Source organism: Streptomyces shinuiensis, from assembly GCF_043660855.1.
GTDB lineage: Bacteria > Actinomycetota > Actinomycetes > Streptomycetales > Streptomycetaceae > Streptomyces.
On sequence record NZ_JBIHML010000004.1, the window covers coordinates 1 to 21044 of the forward strand.

At 72.2% G+C, this 21044-nt stretch carries 21 protein-coding genes; 1 reads left to right on the plus strand and 20 read right to left on the minus strand.

Annotated elements, in window-relative coordinates; translation table 11 throughout:
* Positions 1-994: 994 nt before the first annotated feature.
* The 19 genes from ACGRHY_RS27730 to ACGRHY_RS27820 form a co-directional block, all read right to left on the minus strand.
* Positions 995-1768 carry an aldo/keto reductase gene (locus ACGRHY_RS27730; RefSeq protein WP_394638568.1) on the minus strand — a complete coding sequence of 258 codons (774 nt, stop codon included), beginning with the start codon at positions 1766-1768 and terminating at the stop codon, positions 995-997.
* A 214-nt stretch (positions 1769-1982) separates the two neighbouring features.
* Positions 1983-2156 (minus strand): hypothetical protein, encoded by a 174-nt coding sequence (locus ACGRHY_RS27735; protein ID WP_394638400.1) that lies wholly within the window; start codon positions 2154-2156, stop codon positions 1983-1985.
* Between the two features lie 1371 nt (positions 2157-3527).
* Positions 3528-4373: a hypothetical protein gene (locus ACGRHY_RS27740; RefSeq protein ID WP_394638401.1), complete on the minus strand. Its 846-nt coding sequence runs from the start codon at positions 4371-4373 to the stop codon at positions 3528-3530.
* Between the two features lie 42 nt (positions 4374-4415).
* Positions 4416-4841 carry a hypothetical protein gene (locus ACGRHY_RS27745; protein WP_394638402.1) on the minus strand — a complete coding sequence of 142 codons (426 nt, stop codon included), beginning with the start codon at positions 4839-4841 and terminating at the stop codon, positions 4416-4418.
* 161 nt (positions 4842-5002) lie between these two features.
* Positions 5003-6043, minus strand: a complete 1041-nt coding sequence (locus ACGRHY_RS27750; RefSeq protein WP_394638403.1) for a thymidylate synthase — start codon at positions 6041-6043, stop codon at positions 5003-5005.
* 154 nt (positions 6044-6197) lie between these two features.
* Positions 6198-7109, minus strand: coding sequence for an endonuclease/exonuclease/phosphatase family protein (locus tag ACGRHY_RS27755; RefSeq protein WP_394638404.1), 912 nt, complete (start codon positions 7107-7109; stop codon positions 6198-6200).
* Positions 7110-7184: 75 nt separating this feature from the next.
* Positions 7185-8045, minus strand: coding sequence for an SAM-dependent methyltransferase (locus ACGRHY_RS27760; protein ID WP_394638405.1), 861 nt, complete (start codon positions 8043-8045; stop codon positions 7185-7187).
* The gene (locus ACGRHY_RS27765) at positions 8042-9097 is read right to left on the minus strand and encodes a Scr1 family TA system antitoxin-like transcriptional regulator (protein WP_394638406.1); all 1056 of its coding nucleotides are present in this window, start codon (positions 9095-9097) and stop codon (positions 8042-8044) included. Before ACGRHY_RS27765 ends, ACGRHY_RS27760 begins: the two co-directional genes overlap by 4 nt.
* Positions 9094-9894 (minus strand): STAS domain-containing protein, encoded by an 801-nt coding sequence (locus tag ACGRHY_RS27770; protein ID WP_394638407.1) that lies wholly within the window; start codon positions 9892-9894, stop codon positions 9094-9096. Before ACGRHY_RS27770 ends, ACGRHY_RS27765 begins: the two co-directional genes overlap by 4 nt.
* A gap of 71 nt (positions 9895-9965) precedes the next feature.
* Entirely contained in the window at positions 9966-10382 is a 417-nt protein-coding gene (locus ACGRHY_RS27775; RefSeq protein WP_394638408.1) for a hypothetical protein, read from the minus strand.
* Positions 10379-11647 carry a cytochrome P450 family protein gene (locus tag ACGRHY_RS27780; protein ID WP_394638409.1) on the minus strand — a complete coding sequence of 423 codons (1269 nt, stop codon included), beginning with the start codon at positions 11645-11647 and terminating at the stop codon, positions 10379-10381. Before ACGRHY_RS27780 ends, ACGRHY_RS27775 begins: the two co-directional genes overlap by 4 nt.
* Positions 11644-12939 carry a cytochrome P450 family protein gene (locus ACGRHY_RS27785; RefSeq protein ID WP_394638410.1) on the minus strand — a complete coding sequence of 432 codons (1296 nt, stop codon included), beginning with the start codon at positions 12937-12939 and terminating at the stop codon, positions 11644-11646. The genes ACGRHY_RS27780 and ACGRHY_RS27785 overlap by 4 nt, the downstream gene beginning before the upstream one ends.
* Complete coding sequence (locus ACGRHY_RS27790; protein ID WP_394638569.1) at positions 12936-13538, minus strand: GTP-binding protein; 603 nt, start codon at positions 13536-13538, stop codon at positions 12936-12938. The genes ACGRHY_RS27785 and ACGRHY_RS27790 overlap by 4 nt, the downstream gene beginning before the upstream one ends.
* Positions 13516-13896, minus strand: a complete 381-nt coding sequence (locus ACGRHY_RS27795; RefSeq protein WP_394638411.1) for a DUF742 domain-containing protein — start codon at positions 13894-13896, stop codon at positions 13516-13518. The genes ACGRHY_RS27790 and ACGRHY_RS27795 overlap by 23 nt, the downstream gene beginning before the upstream one ends.
* Complete coding sequence (locus ACGRHY_RS27800) at positions 13893-14315, minus strand: roadblock/LC7 domain-containing protein (RefSeq protein WP_394638412.1); 423 nt, start codon at positions 14313-14315, stop codon at positions 13893-13895. Before ACGRHY_RS27800 ends, ACGRHY_RS27795 begins: the two co-directional genes overlap by 4 nt.
* On the minus strand, positions 14312-15604 hold the full coding sequence (locus tag ACGRHY_RS27805; protein WP_394638413.1) for an ATP-binding protein: 1293 nt from the start codon (positions 15602-15604) through the stop codon (positions 14312-14314). The genes ACGRHY_RS27800 and ACGRHY_RS27805 overlap by 4 nt, the downstream gene beginning before the upstream one ends.
* Before the next feature lie 136 nt (positions 15605-15740).
* Complete coding sequence (locus tag ACGRHY_RS27810) at positions 15741-17072, minus strand: SAM-dependent methyltransferase (protein ID WP_394638414.1); 1332 nt, start codon at positions 17070-17072, stop codon at positions 15741-15743.
* Positions 17069-17422: a DUF6415 family natural product biosynthesis protein gene (locus ACGRHY_RS27815; protein ID WP_394638415.1), complete on the minus strand. Its 354-nt coding sequence runs from the start codon at positions 17420-17422 to the stop codon at positions 17069-17071. The genes ACGRHY_RS27810 and ACGRHY_RS27815 overlap by 4 nt, the downstream gene beginning before the upstream one ends.
* A 115-nt stretch (positions 17423-17537) precedes the next feature.
* Positions 17538-18767: a helix-turn-helix domain-containing protein gene (locus ACGRHY_RS27820; protein ID WP_394638416.1), complete on the minus strand. Its 1230-nt coding sequence runs from the start codon at positions 18765-18767 to the stop codon at positions 17538-17540.
* Positions 18768-19256: 489 nt separating this feature from the next.
* Between ACGRHY_RS27820 and ACGRHY_RS27825 the strand changes: the two genes are divergently transcribed.
* A complete protein-coding gene (locus ACGRHY_RS27825; protein ID WP_394638417.1) occupies positions 19257-19457 on the plus strand; it encodes a hypothetical protein in 201 nt (66 codons plus the stop codon).
* A gap of 245 nt (positions 19458-19702) precedes the next feature.
* On the opposite strand, the gene ACGRHY_RS27830 is transcribed toward ACGRHY_RS27825, so the two are convergent.
* Positions 19703-20860 carry a methyltransferase domain-containing protein gene (locus ACGRHY_RS27830; RefSeq protein ID WP_394638418.1) on the minus strand — a complete coding sequence of 386 codons (1158 nt, stop codon included), beginning with the start codon at positions 20858-20860 and terminating at the stop codon, positions 19703-19705.
* Positions 20861-21044 lie beyond the last annotated feature (184 nt).

A 21044-nucleotide genomic window follows, 5' to 3' on the forward strand; every position in this document is an offset into this window, starting at 1 on the left:
GACCGAGGCGGCATCGTATGAGTGTGTCGTGGCTGAACGGCTGGGCCCAACTCATCGGCTGGGACGGCCCCTTGGCGGTAGAGGGTAGGGCGGTGCTGAAGGGCGTGTGTGGCAGGCGCGCACAGTACAGGTCCGCAGCGGATAACGGACACATGCCTACCGTACGTGGTTTTGCTTTTTACAGGGAGCATCGCCGGTGTAATTGCTGCCTGCTGCGGGGGGCGGGATCGAATTCCGACGAGCGCGCGGCAGCATCCTGTCTCCCCGTGGATCTTGGCGTGGGATCCATGCGGGAGTGATACGAGCCGACAACCCGGCGGTGCGGCGCGCCGTCTCCGGTCTGTCTGGGCGCGCCGTACGATCGAACCCGTGAGCGGAAAGCGGGGATTCGATTTCCCTACGGATCTACTACAGGCCGCGGCCGTGTTCCAAACAGGCGAACGCGGAGCTGGAGGCGCTGGACCGCCCGCCGATTGTGGAGGCACTACCGCCGAAAGGCCGTCGCCCGAGACCGAGGCACGGCTTGCGGGCACACAGATGCGCGACCTCGCCGCAGCGCTGGCCAACGCACTCCGTTCTGGGACTCCTTCAGCGGCCGGCCGGGTCGCGGCCGCACCGGCTGAAGCAGCAGGCGAAGAAGGCGCTGGGGCAGCCCACCGGCTGAGCAGGCAGGCCCGGAAGCCCGGAGCTTGGCGAACCTTCCCCGAAGCGGCAGTTCGCTTTTGGCAGGCCGGGCGGCTACCGGTGCGCCTGCATGAGTGCACCAGGACTACGAGACCCTGGCCCGCGAATCTGAATCAGCCGCAGCGAGGCGGGCGGTTGCACGACAATCGCCACCCCCTGGCCGTGGACACCGGCGTCACCTTCCAGACGAAGGACATTCGTGCAGAAAGTCGAGGACGGGCCTCCCGCCAGCTACCCGGCGCCCACCACAGGAGGCGTGACCAGGCGCGATGTGTGCCGACATGGCCGCGACATCCTGTCGGGTGCCATGTTACGCGAACTTGACTTCTTGCGGCCCGCCCCGTCGACGGTTGGGGGCCGGCCACAGCCGGACGCGGACCGTACACGGCCGCCGCGAGCCTCTCGCGTAAGGTGCTGGGGAGAAGCTCGTTCCGGGAATCGGTCGCGGTGGTGTGGCCGAGGCGCAGCAGCCACCCAGGCCTTGTCGGGAGAACCGGTGGTGGCCAGGGCTCCGGCGTCCAGCGGCCGGTAGGGCACGTAAGGGGATGCCCTGCATCGCGCAGTAGACCAGGGCCGGGTCGTCCGGCTCGGCCAGGTTGAGGCAGTTCTGCACGGCCGCGATGCGCGCCACCGTGGAGGCGGCACGGATCTGGGCCACGGTGACCTTGGACAGGCCGATGTGCCCGATCTTTCCCTCGCTCTGGAGGTCCCGGAGTTCGCCGATCTGGTCTTCCAGGGGGACGGCGGGGTCGATGCGGTGGAGGTAGCACAGCTCCAGCCGCTCGACGCCCAGGCGCCGCAGGCTCATCTCGGCGGCCGCCCGCAGGTACTCGGGGCGGCCCAGCGGCTTCACACGTTCGGCGGCGGGGGCGAACATGCCCGACCTGGTGCGATCAGCAGTGCTCGGGGTAGGGCCGCAAGGGCGCGGGCGATGAGTTTCTTCGACGGTGTGAGGGCCGTAGGCGTCAGCGGTGTCGAGGTGGCTTGATGCGTGGACCGTGGACGGGCTTCGCGCAGGACGCGGATGGCGCTGTCGGCGTCCCCGCGGGGCGCCCCCAGGTGAACGGTGGCCGGCCAGGCGCATGGTGCCCAGGCCGAGCCGGGAGACGACGCGGCCGGCGAGGGCGATGGCGCCGCACGGCAACAGCGGGGGTAGTCCGGGTCACGCGGCGGCCTCCCGGGCGTCCACCAGGTCGAGGGCGCGGGACGGCGCGCGGTCGCGGGCCCTCGTCGTCGTTGGTGACCGGGCACGCTGCGGGCAGGGCGTGGGCCGGCGAGTAGGCCGCTGGATCTCGGTGTCACCAGGGTCCGGTAGGTGGCGGTTCGTAGCCGTGGCCGGTCACCGGCTCGTCCGGGTCCAGCACGGTGGCCAGCAGGAGGTCGTACTTCGGGAGCCGGGTGGCGACCAGGGCGCCCAGCCGGTCCAGGACTTCCGGGGCCGGCTGTTCCTCACGGAACGTGAGCGCCGTCAAGTGTAGTCGGCCAGCGCCCGGGGCGCCTGGTCGGCGAGGGAAGACCACCTCGCAGTCGATGGCGGCGGGTCAGTTCCGCGGCGGCACCGGTGAGTGATGAATCCACTCGGGTGGACAGCTCGGTGTGGGCGCTGCATCTTCTTTCGGCAGGCCGAGCGCGGCGGCCTTCTTGCCCAGGCGCCGACGCGGGCGACCGAGAGACGCCGTGGGCGCGGCAGTTTCATCCTCGATGCGGCGCATCATGCAGGGTCCTTTTGCCGGTGGAGTGGCGTAACCGACGAGCCGATAGCACAGGGCGTTTCACCCGCACAGGGGTGAAGGCTCCTGCTAACCGTTGGGGCCTCTCCGCGCAGCCCGGGGGGACCCAGCCACGGCGGCCATGGCGTCCCGGGTCGGGTAGTGAGCGGGCCGCCGACAGCAGCAGCCAGCGCGGTGGCGTAGGCGTTCGACAACGTGGCGTCGGTGCCGCTGAGCGGGGCGCGCCGGCCAGGTCAGGCGCTCGTGCTCGATCAAGCCCGGCGTCGCAGCGAGCGGCAGGGCACGGGCCACGCGGTAAGGTGGCGCGGGACCAGCCGGAGGGTGGGGTCACGCCACTCCGGCCGGCCGCCCAGCCGGGCAGGTCGCGGGTGAGGACGCCCCGTGATCGCCACGTGCCAGCGTTGTGCGCCGCCATGATCCACGCAACCGCCAGCAAGGGTCCGTGCTCCGGTGGCGCGACGGCCTGCCAGGGCGGCGACAGCACGGCGAGGGGATAGGATCGGTCAGGGCCGTGGACAGCGAGCGGCGAAGGGCGCGTCAACCCGGGCGGGGCGGCCGAGACGAGCCAGTGCCCGGCCGTGCCGGTGTCGCAGGCCAGCCCGTCCACGACGGGCAAGACGGCGCGCCTACACCAGACAGTCGGGCGCGGGTGGCGCCAGTTTGCCCTCGCACGCACCGACCAAGCAGGCGGGGCCAGGTGCATCCAGTGTCCACTCGGTCCTACTTCATCTGCGCAGTCGGTCCAGGGCGCGAGCGAATCTCCGGCGCGCAGCCGTGGCGAGCGAGTAAAGCGGGTGCGGCCTGGGCGGGGTCGTGGAACCCTGGTAGCCGATGCCCGTGCGGAGGAAGTACCGCGGCGCGCTCGTCCCAGAGCCCTCCAACGATGATGGCCCGGTCGGTGACACTCCACGCGCGCCGAACGCGCCGAGTTCCCGCGCTTAGGGCGGGTGACGGACCGGCGGATCGGGATTGTGCCACCGACCCCGCCGGCGCCACAGCGGCGATTCTGCGCCGGCGGGCAGATGTCGCACAAGCTCGCGGAAGCCGTAGTGGCGTTGTAGTCGCCCTCGCCGTGGGCGTAGGCAACCCCGACGGCAGGAGGTTCTTAGCGAATCAGCGGCCCCCACGGGGCAGTCGGAGTCGGCCGGATGCGGTGAAGCCGGTCCAGGTATCCCGCTGCTCGGACTCCTGCGGCATTGATCCTTGCGCGCGGGCGGTGTCCTCGGTACTGGCCCGGCAGGCCGTGCGCTCGCGTAGTAGTCGCGCGATTCTCCTGGCGGAAGAACAGGCCGGTGGGAACATCGTGGGGTGGCGCGTGCTGGGACAGCTCGAAACGCCCGTCCAGGTAGCGTGGAAAGTGTCGTTCAGGGCCGGGACGATCGGCCGCCAGTACAGCACCGTGCGGTACCGCTCGGCGTGCTCGTACAGGGTCCGCAGGCTGGCCGCGGCGATCCGGGAGTCCACCGGCTCGATCCGCTCGTCGGTGATGCCGGAGTGGGTGACCAGCACCGTCAGCCGCAGGTTTTGGAAGGAGTTGAGGACCGCGCAGTCTTCGGGCTCGACGCGCCACCGGGTGATGATCAGGACGTGGTTGGTCAGGCCTTGCGCGTCCAGCAGCCGCAGCACGTTGAAGGTGTGCGGCTTGACCACCGGCAGCAGGGGGTCGGTGGCCCGGTTGAAGACCTGCAACGGGGTGCGGTGCGGCCGGAAGTACCGGTGCCCGACCAGCGCGGCTACCGCGTCCTCGTCGCTCATCAGGGCCCGCGGGGCCTTCATCTCGAAGTTGTCGAACAGGTGCCGCACGCAGTAGCCGCAGTCCAGCGGGCAGCCGACGACGTGATTCAGGGAGAGCCCGGACTTGCGGTACTCGACCGGGTCGGCCAGCCCCGGCTTGAGGCCAGCGACCTGCTCGGAGGTCAGGAGCGGCAGGGGTCGCCGGGCGCGGGTAGGAGTTGCCATCGTGGGAGTCCTCAGGAGGTGAGGAAGCCGGGACGGGGCGGTTCAGGGGCCGCGCGGGGGAGCGCCGACCGCGTCGTGGGCCCGGCAGGGCGCCCGGCGGCGGGTCAAGGAGCCGGTACTTCGGTCGGCGCCGTGACCACGTGCCGGAAGTCCCGGCGAGGTGGCCGCCGGATCGTCCGGGGAGTGGACCAGGTCTCCACCAGGCGCCCGGCGGCGCGGGCCGCGGTGAGGCTGTTCGGTGCCCCAGGGCGCCGCCGGATGGAGTCGGCGGCCTGGGAGGGGTCGAAGTGGCCGAGCAGGGACCAGCACCAGCGCCGGGGTGTCGGTCCCGGCCGGGCCGTGAGCGAGGGCGACGGTCACCCGTTTCCCGGCGTACATCTCCCGCAGGACGGCCGGAGTGTCCACGTCGTACCAGTCGCGGTCCACCAGCAAGTCCCAGTAGTGGACGAACACCTGCCAGTCGGCCACGACGAACGTCCTGGCCGCCGATGACCGGCACCACCGCGTCGATCCGCCCCAGCACCTCGTCACCAGGCCGCGGCGGACGCAGTCGGGCTTGCACAGGACCACACTCCAACGAGACCAGTCGATCCCGGCGAGCACGCCGCCGCTCGTCCGCGGGCGCCGCTTCACCGGGCCGCTCCCGCCGCGTCCGGCATGCGCGTGGGCCACCGGCGGGCCACCAGCCACCGCAGCCCCGGATCGAGGGTCTGGAGCACGTCGGCGTCCACCGGGTCGGCCGTGCAGTACCGGATCTGCCGCTGCACCTCGAACACCAGCAGCACCTGCTGCCAGTACACATCCAGCCCCAGGGCGGCCACCTCGGCGGGCCCGTACTGCGCCTGGTTGGTGCGCAGCGCCTCCTCGTGCTCCAGCACGCGAGCCAGGGTGTCGAAGGTGGTGTCAGCCGGCATGGCCCGGAACGGCGGATGCTGCACCGCCGGCCGCCCAGGGCCAGCGGCTTCCGCGAGCACGGTCTGGGCGCGGTCGAAGTCGCGGTCGCCGATGTGCGCGGACCCGATGTGGTGGGTGTAGGCGCCCATCCGCAGCCCGAGCCGCACCGCCGCGAACTCCTGGATCATCGTGAAGGAGAACACGTCCGACAGCAGCCCGCGGTAGCAGTCGTTCGCCCGCATGTAGCACACCATGTGCAGGCGGCCCTCGCGGGCGAGCAGGTGCAGCGCCACCACACACGACACATCCGGGTTGCCCTTCACCGCCAGCTCCTCGGCGCCGAAGATCGGCAGCACGCCCCGCTTGCTGTCGGTCTCCTTGCCCAGCAGCCTGAGCACCTGGTCGAACGGCGCCATCGCCGCACCGGGCGGAGTGCGGAACATCCGCGTCCCGTACGCGGAGCCGACCAGCGTCCGGCCGTCTGGGGAGTACGCGGCGATCTGCGGCGCGTAGTAGGCCATCATCCCCAGGTCGTCCCGGCCAGCGAGATACCACAGCGCCTCGGCGAAGCAGAACGCCGGATTGGTCCGGCGGGCAGCCAGGTACGGCAGCCGCTCGCGCGGATTGGCGATCTGGAAGCTCAGCCCCAGGCACTCCCGGGCGGCGTTCTTGCGGGGTGCATTGCGGTACTCGTAGGTCCGGCTGATGTGGCCGAGAACGGCCAGGTAGGCCGCTTCCAAATGGGGGAACTGGTGCGGAGCTAACGTGTCCGGCACAGATGTCTCCTTGTCGGTCGGCAGAGCGGGAAGCCCGCGCGGGTGTGGTGCCGCCGCGGCGTCAGGGCCACGACAGGGAAAAGGGTCGGTGCCTGTCCCCGGCCGCAGGGTGTGGGAGAACCTGGAGAACAGGTGTCGCGGCCGGGGACAGGGGTCATGCGGCGGTGCTCGCCTGCCGGTTGCTCATGAGCCGGGACAGCTCCGTACGGTCGAGTTCCAGCATCACCGGCAGGTGGTCGGAGATGTCCTCCAGCTCGGGGTCCTCGATGCGGTCGCCGACCCAGTAGCCGCAGATGGCCGGTGCGAGCGGGCCGGTCACGTAGGCGCGGTCAACCCGGCGCAGGCCGCCCTGGTCGGGCCGGCGGTATCCGGCCGTCGGCGCCAGCGGATCCTTCTCCAGACGGAGGTGCTCGGCGGCCCAGGCAGCGGGGTCGATGTACCCGGCCGCGCGCAGGGTGCGGTCGGCCCGGTCATCGGTTGGGCGCTCCCCGCCTGCGAGCGGGTAGGTGCGGTGGGCGTAGAACGCCCGGTCGGTGACCTCATCCCAGTCCACGACGGTGCCGGCGGGCGCGTCGTTGAAGTCCCCCATGACCACGGTGAGCCATCCGGGCTGCGCGAATCGGTTCAGGAACTCGGCCTCGATCAGCCGGGTGGCGGGCGAGTTGAAGGAGGCATGGATGCAGAACAGGCTCAGGGCGCGGTCGCTGAGGGATCCGTCCGGACCGCGCAGGCGGACCGCGACGTTGGCCGGGGCATGCCCGAGTACCGCCGGGTGATCGAAGGCATCGGTCACCACGAACGCCGCGTCACCGTCCTCGCGCACGAAGATCGCGTTGGCGTGGGACGAGCCGGGCCGGGGCTCGGCCACGTAGCCCGTGCCCCAGGGTTCCTGCAGGAGTTCTTCGTCGCCGGGGCGGAGTTCCTGCACGCACACCACGTCCGGTTCGGCGGACAGTCTGCTGATCCAGCGCCTCGCCTCCTTTACGGCGCGGCCGTGCTCGATGTTCCACGACAGGATCCGGACGGGGTCGCTTCCGTGGCTCAGGCCGGTAGCGGGGCGGGACACAGGGGGCCTCCTTGCAGGTCCAAGGGCGGGTGCGGGTCGGGGTTTGGCAGGGTGTCGGCCGTGGCTTCCCTGTGCTCAAGGGGCGGCTGGCTGAGAACGCTCCGTGCCGGCTCCGCGCGGCTCGTCCGGTGCTCTGGTCCTCTCCCGGACCACGGCGGCGTGGGCGTGCGCGTGCCCTGTGGCGGGGAGGTGGCGGAGGTGCTCGGCGGCCCGCCACTGGGGGATCGGGACGATGCCCGGCGGGGTGGGCGCCCAGGGGTCCAGGAGTGCCCGGATGTGGTGGCGGGAGCGGGGCCGGTAGGTGATGCCGGCCTCGGCGTAGCAGCTGGTCAGGTCTCGCATCATCTGGGGAGCCGCGTCGGCGGTGGCGTGGGTGAGGGAGATGGCGCTCCCGGCGGGGAGCCACGCGCGCAGCGTCTCCAGGACGGTCAGCGCCTCGTCGTCGGTGACCCAGAGCAGGACGTCGTGCAGCAGCACGCCGATCGGCTCGCTGCGGTTGAGGGCCCGGACGGCCGGGGCGCCCAGGAGCGCGTCCATCTCCCGGATGTCCGCGCGGAGGGCCGCAGTGCCGGGTTCCTCTGCCAGGACCATGTTGGCGTGGCCGTACACCACCGGGTCGCTGTCCACGTAGACCACCCGGGCCGTGCCGTGGACGGCGCGGGCGACCTCGTGCGGGGTCCGGTGGCCGTAGAGGCCGGCCGGCAGTCCGCATCCCAGGTCCAGGTACTGCCGGATGCCCAGGTCGGATGCCAGGGTGGCGACGGCACGGGGCCCGTGGTCGGCGTTGATCCTGATCATGTCCGGCAGCTCGGGAGCGATCTGGGCCAGGCGCTGTGCCAGGGCCCGGTCCGCCGCGTAGTTGTCGCTGCCGCCCAGCAGGTGGTCGAAGACCCGTGCCACGGAGGGCCGGGCGAAGTCGTTGGGCTGCCTGTTCATGGCCGTCGGCCTCGTTCCTCGTCGGCTGTATCCGCGGCGGAGGCCCGGACACCGGGTGAGGGCCCGCCGGTCGGTCCGGTTCGCGCGTCCTGGGCGGCCATGGCGTCGGCCACCGCTTTGATCTGGTCGTAGGAGTCGCTGGCGGTGAGGTCCTCGCGCAGCTCCCGCAGCATCTGGCTCATGGTTCGGGCGTGCCGCGAGCGTGTGCTGTACCACGGGGTCAGGGAGTGCGCGGCGATCAGGCGGTGGCCGTGCACGACCAGCTCGGACACGTGGGTGGGGGAGGGAAGCCACCCGGCGCCGAACGGAACGACCCGGATGGTCGCGGCTCCTGATTCGATGATCTTCAGGAGGTGCCGGAGCTGTCCCGCCATCACCCGCGCCCCGCCGACCGGGGCCCGAAGCGCCTGCTCGTCCAAGAGGAGCGTCATCTCCTGCCCGCTCCCCGGCCCCGGCACGCCGGTCTCCACCGGCACCGGGGACGGCTCGATGCCGTCGAGGGAGGGCATCGACCACTCCGAGGTACGGACAGCCGCGTCGTAGGCGTCGGTCCGGTAGGGCTCGGGGATCGTCTGGAGGGTGTAGGTCATCACGGCCGTGGCCGCCCGGTGGCAGAGCGCATACCGCTCACTCGCGCCTGGGGCGATGTCCGCGAAGACGTCCCACGGCGCGCTGCGGAACGCCTTGTCGGCTGCCTTCTCCTCTCTCTCCCGCTCGCGCGGGTTCACCGGCGGCAGGTGCTGCTGGAAGTACGCGGAGAGCCTCCAGTCCGCCGCCCCGTAGGCGCGCAGCAGGCAGTCAACCGCGTCGCCGCGCAGCGGCGTTCTGCCGTTCTCCAGGCGGCTGATGGTCGCGGCGGATGTGCGCGCCGCGTGGGCGGCCTCGTGCAGCGTCATCCGGGCGGCCTCGCGGAGCGCTTTGAGGTAGAGGCCGACCACGAGCTCTATGGGCGCGCGATGGCCATGCCCGAGCGCGGGGCCGCACGGCCCGGCGGACGGCAGGACCGCCGACACCTGCGATGAGGAGGCCGGGGCGGCGGACGGAGAGGTCACGCGGCCCTCCCGGTGGCGGGCGCCGGACCGGTGAGGGCGGCGCGCAGCGCGTCCGCGTCGGTGCGGTCCGCCGCCCCCTGGCCGTGGCGGGGGACGGCCCAGGTGGGCGGGCGCCGATGGGGACTACCGCACTCGGCGCTGTTCTCGGTGAGGGCCACGACCGCGGGCAGGCCGTGCAGGATCTCGGCCGCGCCGGGAGCGAGGAGGACCTGCACGAGGCCGTGGTCGTGGCAGACCAGCACCGGGCCGACGCGGCCGCCGCGGCCGCGGACGGCGTTGACCGCCGCTGCTCCTTCCCGCATCCGCAGGTGGACGGAGGTGTAGGGGCCGGTCGCGGTGAACTCGCTCTCGCCGAGCAGGACGACCTCGGCCGGTGGTGGAGGACCATCGGCCGGAGCGGAGGCCGCGGCGGTCAGAGCCTCATCCGGGGTCTCGTGGATGGGGAAGACCTTGGTCAGGCTAGTGAGGCGCAGGACCTTGCGGACGTGGTCGCTGGGGACGATGCGCACGCTCCGGTCCGGCTGCGGCCGCACCTTCTTCACCGTGCCGACAAGCGCTCCCAGACCGGTGGAGTCGATGAAATCGACGCCCCGCATGTCGAGGATCAGGTCACCGGATTCCTGTTCGACCAGTGTCCACAGCCTTTTGCGGAGGGGAGGGCCCTCGTGGACCTCCAGGGAGCCGGTGACGGTGACGAGGGTGTGCGGGCCGTCGGTGCGCCAGGTGATGCTGGCGTAGCGGCTCAGCTCGGCGCGGTTGACGGTGTCCGGGGGCGTGGCGGGCTCGGCGGTCGGCATGGGAGGTCTTTCTGCTGCTGCGGTCGGGGATGGCGTTGGAGGGCGCGGGCTTGGTTGCGAAGAGGCGCTGTTCAGGGCGCTGGGAGTAGGTCCGGCACACGGTCCGTTGTGGCGAGGGCCGCTACGAACGCTCTGTTGCGCCGGCACCAGGTGGTCAGGTTGTCGCCCGGGGGCAGGCCGCCGGTGATGTGGCGGGGGGCGGGAACGAGCACGCCGCGCACCCGGCCGGGAACGATCAGTTCGAGCACTCGGTCCCACGCGTGGCGGCCTGCCATCGGCGTGTGCCAAGGGGCGGGTTCGCGTACCTCGTGGACGACCGTCCAGCCCTGTTGGTGGGCGTGGTCTCGCAGGGGCCACATCCCCGGCCACTCGCCGCCTTTGGTGCAGGCGTAGAGCACTACTCGGACCGGCCCCTTCGCCTGGACCTGGTGGTGGAAACGGTGGCCGTCCAGGATGCCGCTGCCATCACCCGTTGGCGCCGCGCTCATCGTGCCGCCTGGCGGGTGAGGTGGACGGGCAGGGTCTGGTGGCCGTTGGAGATGAACGACGGCAGCGGGCGCAACTCCTCGGCTGGCACGGCCAGGGTGAGGTCGGGGAAGCGGTCGAACAGGGCCGGCAGGGCGATGCGGGCTTCCAGGCGGGCCAACTCCGCGCCCAGGCAGTAGTGGGGGCCGTGGCCGAAGGACAGGTGGTCGCGGCGGGTGGAGCGGGTGATGTCGAAGGTGTCGGCGCTCTCGCCGTGCAGACTCCGGTCGCGGCCGACGGCGGCGTAGCTGATGGCGAGGGGCTCGCCGGTACGGAAGTGGGTGCCGGTGGTCTCGTCGGTGATGTCCTCGGTGGGGAAGCGCATGATGATGTTGGCGATGGGCGGCTGGTGGCGCAGCATCTCCTCGACCGCGTCCTCCCACCGGGCCGAGCCGGCTCGGAGGGCGGCGAGCTGACCGGGGTGGGTGAGGAGATCGACGGTGCCGTGGGTGAGGAGGTTGACGGTGGTCTCGTGGCCGGCGCCGATGAGCAGCATGAGGCTGTCCAGCAGCTCCTGGTCTGAGAGCCGGGTGCCGGTCTCCTCGTCCCGGGCGCGGATCAGGTCGGTGGTGACGTCGTCGCCGGGCCGGGCCCGCTTGATCTCGACCAGTTCGGCCAGGAGCCGGTAGACCGCGCTGACGTTCTCCACCGCCTGCTGGGGGCTGAGGTTGGTGGCGAACAGGTTCCCGATGGTGTCGCGGAGCCCGTCGTGGAGGTCGGCGGGGACACCGAGGGCGGTGTTGACCACGGTCAGCGGCAGGACCCACGCGAAGTAGCCGCGCAGGTCCACCGGACCGCCGGTGTCGAGCACGGCGAGGCCGTCCAGCAGGTCGGCGGTGATCTCCTCGATGACCGGGGCCAGCGCGCGGATGCGGCGGGCGCTGAAGGACGGGGCGATCAGGCGCCGCAGCCGGGTGTGCTCCTCACCGTGGGCGGTCAGGGCATTGCGGGCATCCACCCAGGCCCGCAGCGGCCAATCCTCGGGGATCTGGCCGCTGCGGTAGGCGGGCCAGTGCCGGTAGGCGTCCTTGGAGACCTGGGGGTGGGTGAGCAGCCGTTTGATCAGGCCGGGGTCGGTGACCAGCCGCGCGGTGATGCCGCCCGGCAGCTCTACCAGCGGCGCCGGGCCGGCGGCGCGCAGGGCGGCGGCCTCGGCGTGGATGTCGGCCGCGTCGGGGTCGAGGCGGTAAGGGCAGCCGGGTGTGGGCGTGGTGGGCTGGATGCTCATGAGGTGCCTCCAGGGGCGGGCGCGGTGGTCGGGAAGGTCACGGGCAGGGCCGCCCAGCCGGAGTGGAAGGTGCCGGGGCGGCGGGTGAGCTGGTCGGCGGGCACGGCCAGGTCCAGGCCGGGCAGGCGGTCCAGCAGGTGCTCGACGGCGGTTTCGGCGATGACGCGGGCCAGGTTCGGGGCCGGGCAGCCGCGCACCCCGGCGCTGAACGCCAGGTGGGCGCGGTTCCCGGACCGCTGGCGGGGGTCGATCCTCAATCCGGGGTCGGTGTTGGCGGCGGCGAAGGAGACGAGGATGGGGACGCCCGGCTCCAGGCGGACACCGCGGTAGGTCTCCGGCTCCCGCGCGTACAGCGGGCAGTAGGTGGCCACCGGCGGGTCCGTCCACAGCACGTGGTCCAGCGCGTCGGACACCGGCCGCACACCGCTGAAGACGTCTCCGCTGAACTCTTCGTCGCTGATCATCAGCAGTGTGGCGTTGGCGATGAGATTGGTCGTGGGGGTGGTGCCGGCGCCGATGACGAGCAGGACTTGCTGGGCCATCTCCGCGTCCGTCAGGGCGGCGGGGTGGGCCAGCAGCCAGGAGGTCACGTCCGCGCCGGGCCGGCGGCGCTTGAGGTCGGCCAGCTCCAGGCAGGCGGCCCCCAGCTCGGCGTTGATGGCGGCGGCGTCGGCGGCGGTGTCGAACAGCGCGGCGATGGCCCGCACGATCCTCATGCCCAGCTCGGGCGGGCAGCCGAACAGCTCGATGAGCACCTGCATGGGCAGCGGGTCGGCGTAGTCGGCCATCAGATCGCCATGACCCTGGGCGGCGATGCGGTCGATGAGGGTGTCGGCGATGCGGGCGACGGTGGCGGCCAGGGCGTGGGTGTCCACCCGGGCCAGGCTGCCGGTGATGGCGCCGCGCAGCCGGGCATGCTCCACCCCGTCCTTCCACAACGCGTTGTCGCGGGGCTGCATCATCATCAGCGCCGGGCTGTCGGGAGGGATCTGCCCGTCGCGCAGCGCCCGCCAGTGCTGGGCGGGGTCCTTGGCGAACTTGCCCGGGGTGTTGCGCAGCAGGTGGAGGGCGGCGTCGTAGGTGACGGCCAGGTAGCCGTGGACGTCGGGGGCGATCTCCACCGGGGCGATCGGCCCGATCTCCCGCAGTCGTGCGTAGGTGGCGTGCGGGTCGGCGCTGAAGGCGGGGCCGTGGATCGGCAGCGGCCACACCGCGGCGGACACGGCCCGGTCACTGCGGTGGGGGCAGCCGGCGGGCGGCCCGGAGACGTCGAAGGCGCGCGGGGTGGTCATCGGGAAGACTCCGGGGTGGGCTTGAGCAGGTGGGACACCAGGCCGATCAGGGCGGTGATCGAGCTGGCGCGGTCGCGGGCATCGCACAGCAGCAGCGGAGTGTGCTCCTCCAGGTCCATCGCGCCGCGCAGTTGGTCTTCTCCGTAGTGAGGGGCGTCGGGGAACTGGTTAACGGCCACCACGTACGGCAGACCGAGCTGCTCCAGCCGGTCCATGACGGGGAAGCCATCGGCCAGGCGGCGGGTGTCCACCAGCACCAGCGCGCCCAGCGCGCCGTAGGCCAGGTCGGTCAGCAGGGGCCAGAACCGCTCCTGGCCGGGCGCCCCGAACAGATACAGCACGAGCCTGTCGCTCAGGGCGGTACGGCCGAAGTCCATCGCCACGGTGGTGCGTTCCTTGTCCGGCAGGCCCGCCAGGTCGTCGGTGCCGACGGAGGCGGCGGTCATCGTCTCCTCGGTCCGCAGCGGCTCGATGTCCGACACCGCACCGACCAGGGTGGTCTTGCCGACCCCGAAGCCGCCGGCGACCAGGATCTTCACGGTCGTCTCGTCACCGCGCAGGTGAGTGGCGGCCGGTTCAGAGCTGTGCGCGGAGTCCAGCAAGGACGGCCTCCAGCAGTTCTCGGTCAGGGCCATCGGCGAGGGGCCCCGAGGGGGTGAGGATGGTGGACTGGGTGGTGATGTGGCCGTGCTCCATCAGCTCCGACAGCAGCACCCGCAGAACACTGATCGGCAGGCCCAGGTGGTGGCCGATCTCGGCCACCGACAGCGCCCCGGACCCCAGCAGGTCCAGCACCCGGCACTGTTCGGGGCCCAGCTCGGCGCGCGACAGGCCCCGCGCGCCGCGCACCACCAGCGTGATGTGGTCGAAATGGTTACGGCTAGGAGCGAACCGGCCGCCGGTGACCACATACGGCCGCACCAGCCCCGTATTCCGGTCCCGCCGGGGCGGGGTCATGACCGCGGGTCCGCTGCGCTCCGGGCGCCCACGCCCATCACGCGGCCGATCCGGTCAACCGTCTTCTGCGCGGTGTAGGACAGGGCCCCGACGTCGGCCTCCCGGCCGGCGGCCACCACCAGATAGGTGTCCGCGCCAGCGGCCATGCCCACCAGGTAGCCGTCCCCGTACTGAATCAGGGTCAACTCCAGAGGACTGTCGGAGCAGTCGGCGAAGGCCGCCCCCTCCCGGCTCAGGGACAGCAGCCCCGACGCGGCGGCGGCCATCGTGTCGGCCAGGTCCCGCTCCACGCCCTCGGAGGTGGTCACCACCAGGCCATCCCGGGAGAGCAGCACGGCGCGCAGGACACCCGGCAGCGCCTTGACCAGCTCCTCGTCCAGAATGAGACCGAGGTCCGCGGACTTGTCGTGTGCGTTCATTGCGTGGTGTTCCCTTCATCGGTAAGCGAGGCGGGCGAGTCCGAGGGGCTGTCCTGGGCGGCGCGGCGGCCCCGGGTAAATGCCCCGAGGGTTTCGCCCGCCCCGGTGGGGGGCTGCATGACCGGACGCTGCGGCCGTACCGGTCCGGCGGCATGCCGGGCCCGGCGCCGACGCTGCGGCAGACCGTCGGGACGCTCCGGGACCGGCACGGGAGCCTGAGGGATTTCGGCCGGCGGAGTGCCGGGAGCGGCCGGCGGCGGGGACGGCTGGGCCTGCCGGGCGGTGGAGGTCACCAGCCGGTCGTTGGGCAGGTAGACCACGGCCCGCACCCCGCCGTAGGCGGACTCCTGGTCCGCGCTGATCCGGAACCCGTACCGGGCCGCGAGCACACCGGCCACCGGGATCCCGAAGCGCGGAGGGTTGGGCATCTGCGTCAGCAGCACCGGCGCCTGGCCCGACAGCCGCGCCGCCACCCGCGTCCTCTCCTCGGGTGTGAGGCCGATCCCGGCGTCCTCGATGACGATCGTGACCCCGTTGTGGCCGGTGGTGAACGCCACCTGGACATGGGTGCTGGGGCTGGAGTGGCGGGCGGCGTTGTCCAGCAGCTCGGCCAGCGCGAGGATCACCGCCTCGACCGCCTGACTGCTCACCAGAACCGGCGGCTCGCCAGTGACCCTGACGCGCTGGTAGTCCCGGATGCGGGAGACCGCGCCGCGCACCACGTCCAGCAGCGGGGAGTCCTCGCGCTGCCGCCCGGGCCAGGACCCGGCCAGGACCGAGATGACCTGCACGCGGCGGCCGAGCTGGCTGGCGGTGTGGTCGATCCGACTGACGTCCTCCAGCACCTTCGGGTCGTCGTGCCGCTCCAGCATCGCCCAGACCGCCGCCTGGACCTCCTGGACCAGAGCGGCCATCGACCGCGAGGTGGTCGCCACCGCCGCCCGCGCCGCGTCCTCCGCCCGCCGGGCGGCCTGCTCCGGCACCTCACCGAACGTCGCGAGCACCGCGTCCACCGCGGCGACGAACCGGGTGCCCTCCAGCTCCGGATGCAGCAGCCCGGGCACCTCACGGCTCTGGCTGTCCCACAGTCCCGCCACCATGGCCGGCACCCGCTCGCGGGCCAGGTGCCACACCTCGCCCTCGGCCAGCCCCAGCATGCGGCTGAGTCGCTTCACATCGGCGGCGTGCTGCCGCTCCAGGCGGCGCCGGGCCAGAGCCAGCCGTATCAGCGCCACCACCGCGGCGGCGAGAAGGACGGCCAGCACCACGGCCGTCACCAGGAGATTCATCAAGGTCCTCACGAAGCTGGGGTCGGATGGGAGGCCGCCGGGGAGCGAGCGGTGTCCGTGCCGTGGGCCACGGGGGAAGCCGCACGGTCCGGGGGCGCATCGCGCCCCGGCGGCCGGTCTCGAGAAGAGCCGCTGTTCAGGGCACGGCGGCGATGGCGGCCCACGCGGCAGGCGCGGACAGCCCCAGGTGGCCGACCAGGTGGTCGGGCAGCCACGCCCCGGTCGGGGCGATGCCGGGCTCCAGCAGTTCCAGCCCGCCCAGGAGATCGGCGACCTCCTGCCGGGTGCGGTGCCACAGGGGTAGGCCCTCGGCAGCGCACAGCATGGCCTCGTGCCGGGCGTCCTGGGGCCGCAGGTCCGCAGCTGGGTGCGTGACGGATACACAGCTCCCGGGCGGCAGCCAGCCCCGCAGCGCGCCGAGCAGCGCGGCGACCGCATCGTCGCCGAGCAGGTGCAGCACCGCGTGCACCAACACCCCCACCGGCCGGCCCGGGACGAGGACCTCGGCAGCCTCGGGCGAGGACAGCACCGTCTCCGTCTGCCGGATGTCGGCCAGCAGGTGCGCGGTCACCGCAGGCCGTTGCGCGGTCATCAGGGCTCGGGCATGGGCGATGACATGAGGGTCGTGATCGACGTACAGGAACCGCACGCCGGGATGCCGGGCGGCGGCCGTCTCATGCAGGCTCTCCCCGTACGGCAGGCCGCACCCCAAGTCGAGGAACTGATCGATGCCCCGGTCGGCCATGAGCCGAACGGCTCGATGGCCGAAGGATCGGTTGATCTGCGCGGCCGTCTCCAGCCCCGGCGCGACCGCCAACAGCTCCGCGGCGAGGCGCCGGTCGCACTCGTAGTGGTCCTTCCCGCCCAGCAGCTGGTTGGACAGGCGGGCCGAACTGGAGCGGCTGGCCCAGTCGACTGGGAGGCTGTGGGGCGTGGACGCCGCGGAGGTGACCGTCGACAGGCGCGGTACGGGCGGGAGCACAGGTAACCCTTCGGATGCGGTGCGGTAGGCGGCTTCGAGGTGGGGGCCGTGGGTGAGGCCGTGGTCGGTGGGGCCGACCAGCCAGCCGCGGTCGCCGAGCCGGAACGGGTCGACGAAGCTGGGGTGGGGCAGCAGGACCAGGCGGCCGGGGGCGAGGACCTCTCCGTCCTCGGTGGTCCAGCCGTGCGCGGATCCCCTGGTGACGATGAACTCGGCGCCGGGCGGGCCGACGAGGACCGGGCCGAGGGATACGCAGGCGGCGCGCAGCAGGCGCACGGTCTCCATGGCCAGGGTGAGGGGGATGCGGACGACGTCCCAGGCGAGGCCGGAGGGGACTTCGGCGAGCGCGCCGCGGGCCCAGGCGGCGGTGACGGCGTCGGTGCGGCTAGCTCCGTGCAGCCAGTCCAGCGGCAGGTAGCCGTCGGTGGCGGCCGCGAGGACGGTGCGGTGGATCCGGTCTCCGAGGGTGCAGGGCGGGGCGGTCATCGTGCGGGCCTCCCCTCGGTTGGGATGTGCCGTAGCAGCCAGCGGCAGTCGAGCGCGAGGAGGAGGACCTGGTCGATGGCCGAGCGCAGGCCCGGGCCGAGTCCGCGGTCGAGCTGGGCGGCGGTGGTGGCGCGCCGGGCCGGGCCGGCGGTGCGGACGGTGGACAGCAGCAGCTGCAGGTGGCCGCGCAGGTAGGTCTCGAGGTCTACGAGTTCGTCGTAGCGGGGTGGCACCGTGTGGGCGGCCAGGGCCCGGTTGATCGTCGCGGTGATGGCGGTGACATCGACCGGAGCGGGGCCTCCGCTCGCGCAGGCAGGCGCGGGTGTGAGCGTGTCAGAAGCGGGTTGCACGAAAGCCCCCGAGCGTCGGTGATCGGTTCATCACCGAACGTACGGGGGCTGTGGTGAGGTGGGGGGTAGAACCTGTACCCCCTCGCGGAGAGGTACAGGTTGTACCCCTGTGTGATCACGCGGCGATGGGGAGGCCCAGATCTCGCCGCAGCGCCCGGGCGTCGTCGCGTACGACGGCCGGCCCGGTGTCGGCCAGTTCCGCGACCGCGCTGCGGGTGAACAGGTTGAACCGCGCGGTCTCCGGGCTCGCTCGGTGCGCTTTCTTCAGCAGGTGGACCACAGCGATCGGCTCGTTCTGCAGGCTGTAGGCCCTCGCGGTCTCGATCAGGTGAAACGAGCGGCGGGTGGCCGACGGCATGGAGGCGACGTCGATGCGGTCGGCGGTCTCTGTCGCTTCCCGGCTGCGGACGAGGTCGGTGTGCATGGTGATGGCGTAGGCGTCGACCATGCTCCGTCCGAAGATCAGGTAGGGGTGGGCGTAGGTGTCGCCGAGGCGGCGGGCGGCGTCGTTGGCCCGGTCCCAGTAGCGTTCGGCGTCGCCTCGTTTTCCGATCTTCGCGTAGGACAGGGCGGCGGCGAGCTGCAGCAGGCCCCACCGGGCGAGGTCTTCCCGGTCCCGGTCGGGGTTGAGGAGGTCGGCTGCTTGCATGGCCAGATCGACGCGGGCCTCGTGCCGCTCCCCGGCGTCGCGGAAGACGTGGTTCATGTACCAGGCCGCGCAGGCGATGGCGCGGGGACTGTCGGCGTCCTGGGCCGCGGCCATGGCCCGGTCGCCGGTGAGTATCACCAGCTCGGGCGCGGGCTGGAAGGATAGGAACAGCTGGGCGAGGTGGTAGGTCTCGGCCAGCGCGACCTGGACGCGGCGGCGGTCGGTGCCGCCGTAGACGCGGGCAGCGTGCTGCAAGTCGGCCAGCAGGTCCGGGAGGACCACGGCGATGCGGGTGCGGTGCCGGCCGGTGCCGTGCCACAGGGACCAGGCGTCGCGGACACGGCCGAGGAGGGACTCGACGGTCTCGGGCTGTTCGTCTGGGCTGGTGAACTGGTAGGTGGTCAGGGCCCCCTTGACGGCGGGGAGCGCGTCGTGGGCGGCCTTGGTGTAGGAGGAGGCGGTCAGGCGTTCTTCTCCGGTCAACTCTGCGAGGTCTTTCACTCCGAGGACGTCGGCGAGGCGCAGCAGCAGGGGCAGGCGGGGGACGCCGAGGCGTCCGGTCTCGATGGCCTTGACCCACTCGGCGGACCGGCCGACGAGGCCGCCGAGGACGGGGCGGGTCTGGCCCTGGCGTTCGCGGAGCCGGCGGACGCGCTGACCGAAGGTGAGGGCGCTGGTGTGGGCATGCTCAGGCATACTGGTACTCCGTTCTGACTCGACACCAGAACGGTACCCTCGCCCGGTGGTGGGGGTGCAGCACTCGGCTCCCGCCCAATTCAGGCGGGGGCCTTGCGCGTTCACAGAGGTTCTGGTCCGACGTGCCCGGCCAGCGGTCACGTCTGCGCGGCGGCGGGCACCTTGGCCGACAGCGAGCGGCGGCCCTTCGGTGCCGGCCGGGGCCCTGCTCGAACCGCTGGTCCGCGCCGACGCCGACGGCAACCTGTCCCACGCCGCCCTGGCACTGGCCCTCCCCCTGGTCGCCGAGGACCGGGACGGCACCCTCGCCGGTGCGCTGCTCGCGCTGCCGCCGGGAAACGGTGGTCCAGGCCGTGTGGGACACCGGCTATCCGCAGCACGCCCTGCTGGCGATGCTGAAGTACGCCAAGATCAAGGCACTCGCGGTCGCCGGGGACGCCCGGGGTCAAGGACTCGGGGCGGCCGGCCCTGCTCAAGCGCTGCGTCCAGGTGTACTGGCAGCTGGACTTCATGATGCTGTACGGGCAGTTCGACGCCGGCCGCGCCCTGGGGCCCTTCTACGCCCGCTCCGGCTTCACCGTGCTCCCGCCCGGCCGGACCACCGACATCGGATACGTCCTCACCGGCCGCCCGATCGGCTTGGGCGCCGGACCGGGGGAACAGCTCTTCTACTGCTGGAACAGGACCTGACCCCGCCCGCCCCTCTTCGGCCGGACGGCTCCTCGGGTCCTGATCACCGGCCCGCCCCGGCCGTACCTGCCGCAACCAGCCGCGGTGATCCGCCGCCCGCCGAACAGCTGCGTCACGGTGGTATGCGAGCCCGGCTCGGCCGACGGGCGGAAGCCGACCGAGACCGAACACACCGGTCCGCTGGTGCGATGACGGCTGGCTGCCAGGCGGCGGGAGACAGGGATGCGGGAGTGCGGCGGCGTCCGTCAGGGGAGGTTCAGCGATGCTGTGGCGGTGCCGTCCGGGGCGACGGTCAGCCCGTACCGGTCAACGCTCGGCCGACCGGCCGCTTCCCATGACCGGTGCGCGGCTTCCACCTCGTCCCACAGTCGGCGTGGCCCGTGTTGAGACACCCGGAAGGTGTCGGTCTGGTGGCCGTCGTAGTCGACGGTCGCCCAGGAGGTGGCGTCGTCGTCGGCCAGCCACAGCCGGGTGTGCGCCGCGTTGGTCTCGGTATCCCAGGAGTGCCACACATCCGGTACGGCCAGGCCAACCGCGAACAGGGCGTCAAGGTCGTTGCCGGCCACCGCCCAGGGCGAGATCGTGGTGTGGGAGACCTGCGGGACCTGCCCCGCGCGGAGCACGTCCCGACCCAGCTCGATGCCGGAGCGCTGGCCACGCATCACCATGTAGGAACCGAACGGCGCGAACGGGCCCGAGGCGCTGCCGTCCGGGTGCCGGGTCAGGGTAAGCGTGCCGTATCCCACCCATGCGGTGTTCCACGGGATGACGAGTCGGCCCCCAGGCCGGGTCTGCTCCAGCCAGGCGGGCGGTACCGCCCGCACCGCGCAGGTGGAGATGATCCGGTCGTACGGACTTCCTGCCGCCCAGCCCTGCGCGCCGTCCGCGCATCGCACGGTGGGGGCGTGTCCGGCCGCGGCGAGGTTCGTGCGGGCCTGGGCGGTCAGTTCCGAGTCGATCTCGACGGAGACCACACGCTCGCTGCCCAGTCGGGCCGACAGCAGCGCGGCGTGGAACCCGGTACCGGCGCCGATTTCCAGCACCCGCATCCCATCGCCGAGTTCGGCCTGCTCCAGCATCCGGATCATCGTGCTCGGCGCGGACGCCGACGAGGACGGCACCTGGTATCCGTCCTCCTCCTCGGTGAACTGGACGACCAGCGGCGCATCTGAGTACGCGGCCGCCCACCATCGCTCGGGATCGCTGCCGCGGTCGCACGGGGCGTAGCCGCCGTTGCCGTCCCGCAGCCACAGCACCTGCGGCAGGAACAGGTGTCTGGGGGCAGCGTGCAGCGCCTGTTGCCACTCTGCGGGCACCGGGTGCCCCAGCGCTTTGGTGATCTCGGCCGCCAGCCCGTCGTTCCTGCTGTTCGCCGGGGGCGACAGCGCGGTGTGCGCTGTCACTCCTCGTCCGATTCCGGCTGGGGCGGTGCAGGAGTCGGCTCCGCCGGAGGGATCGGACGGCCGGGCTGGTGGCCGTCGTCCCCGACTGGAGAGCGGTGCTTACCCATGAGGCGCCTCCCGATGGTCAGTCCGATCCTCCAGACCGTAACGTGACGGATAGCTCAAAGAGAGAAGCTTTCCGTGA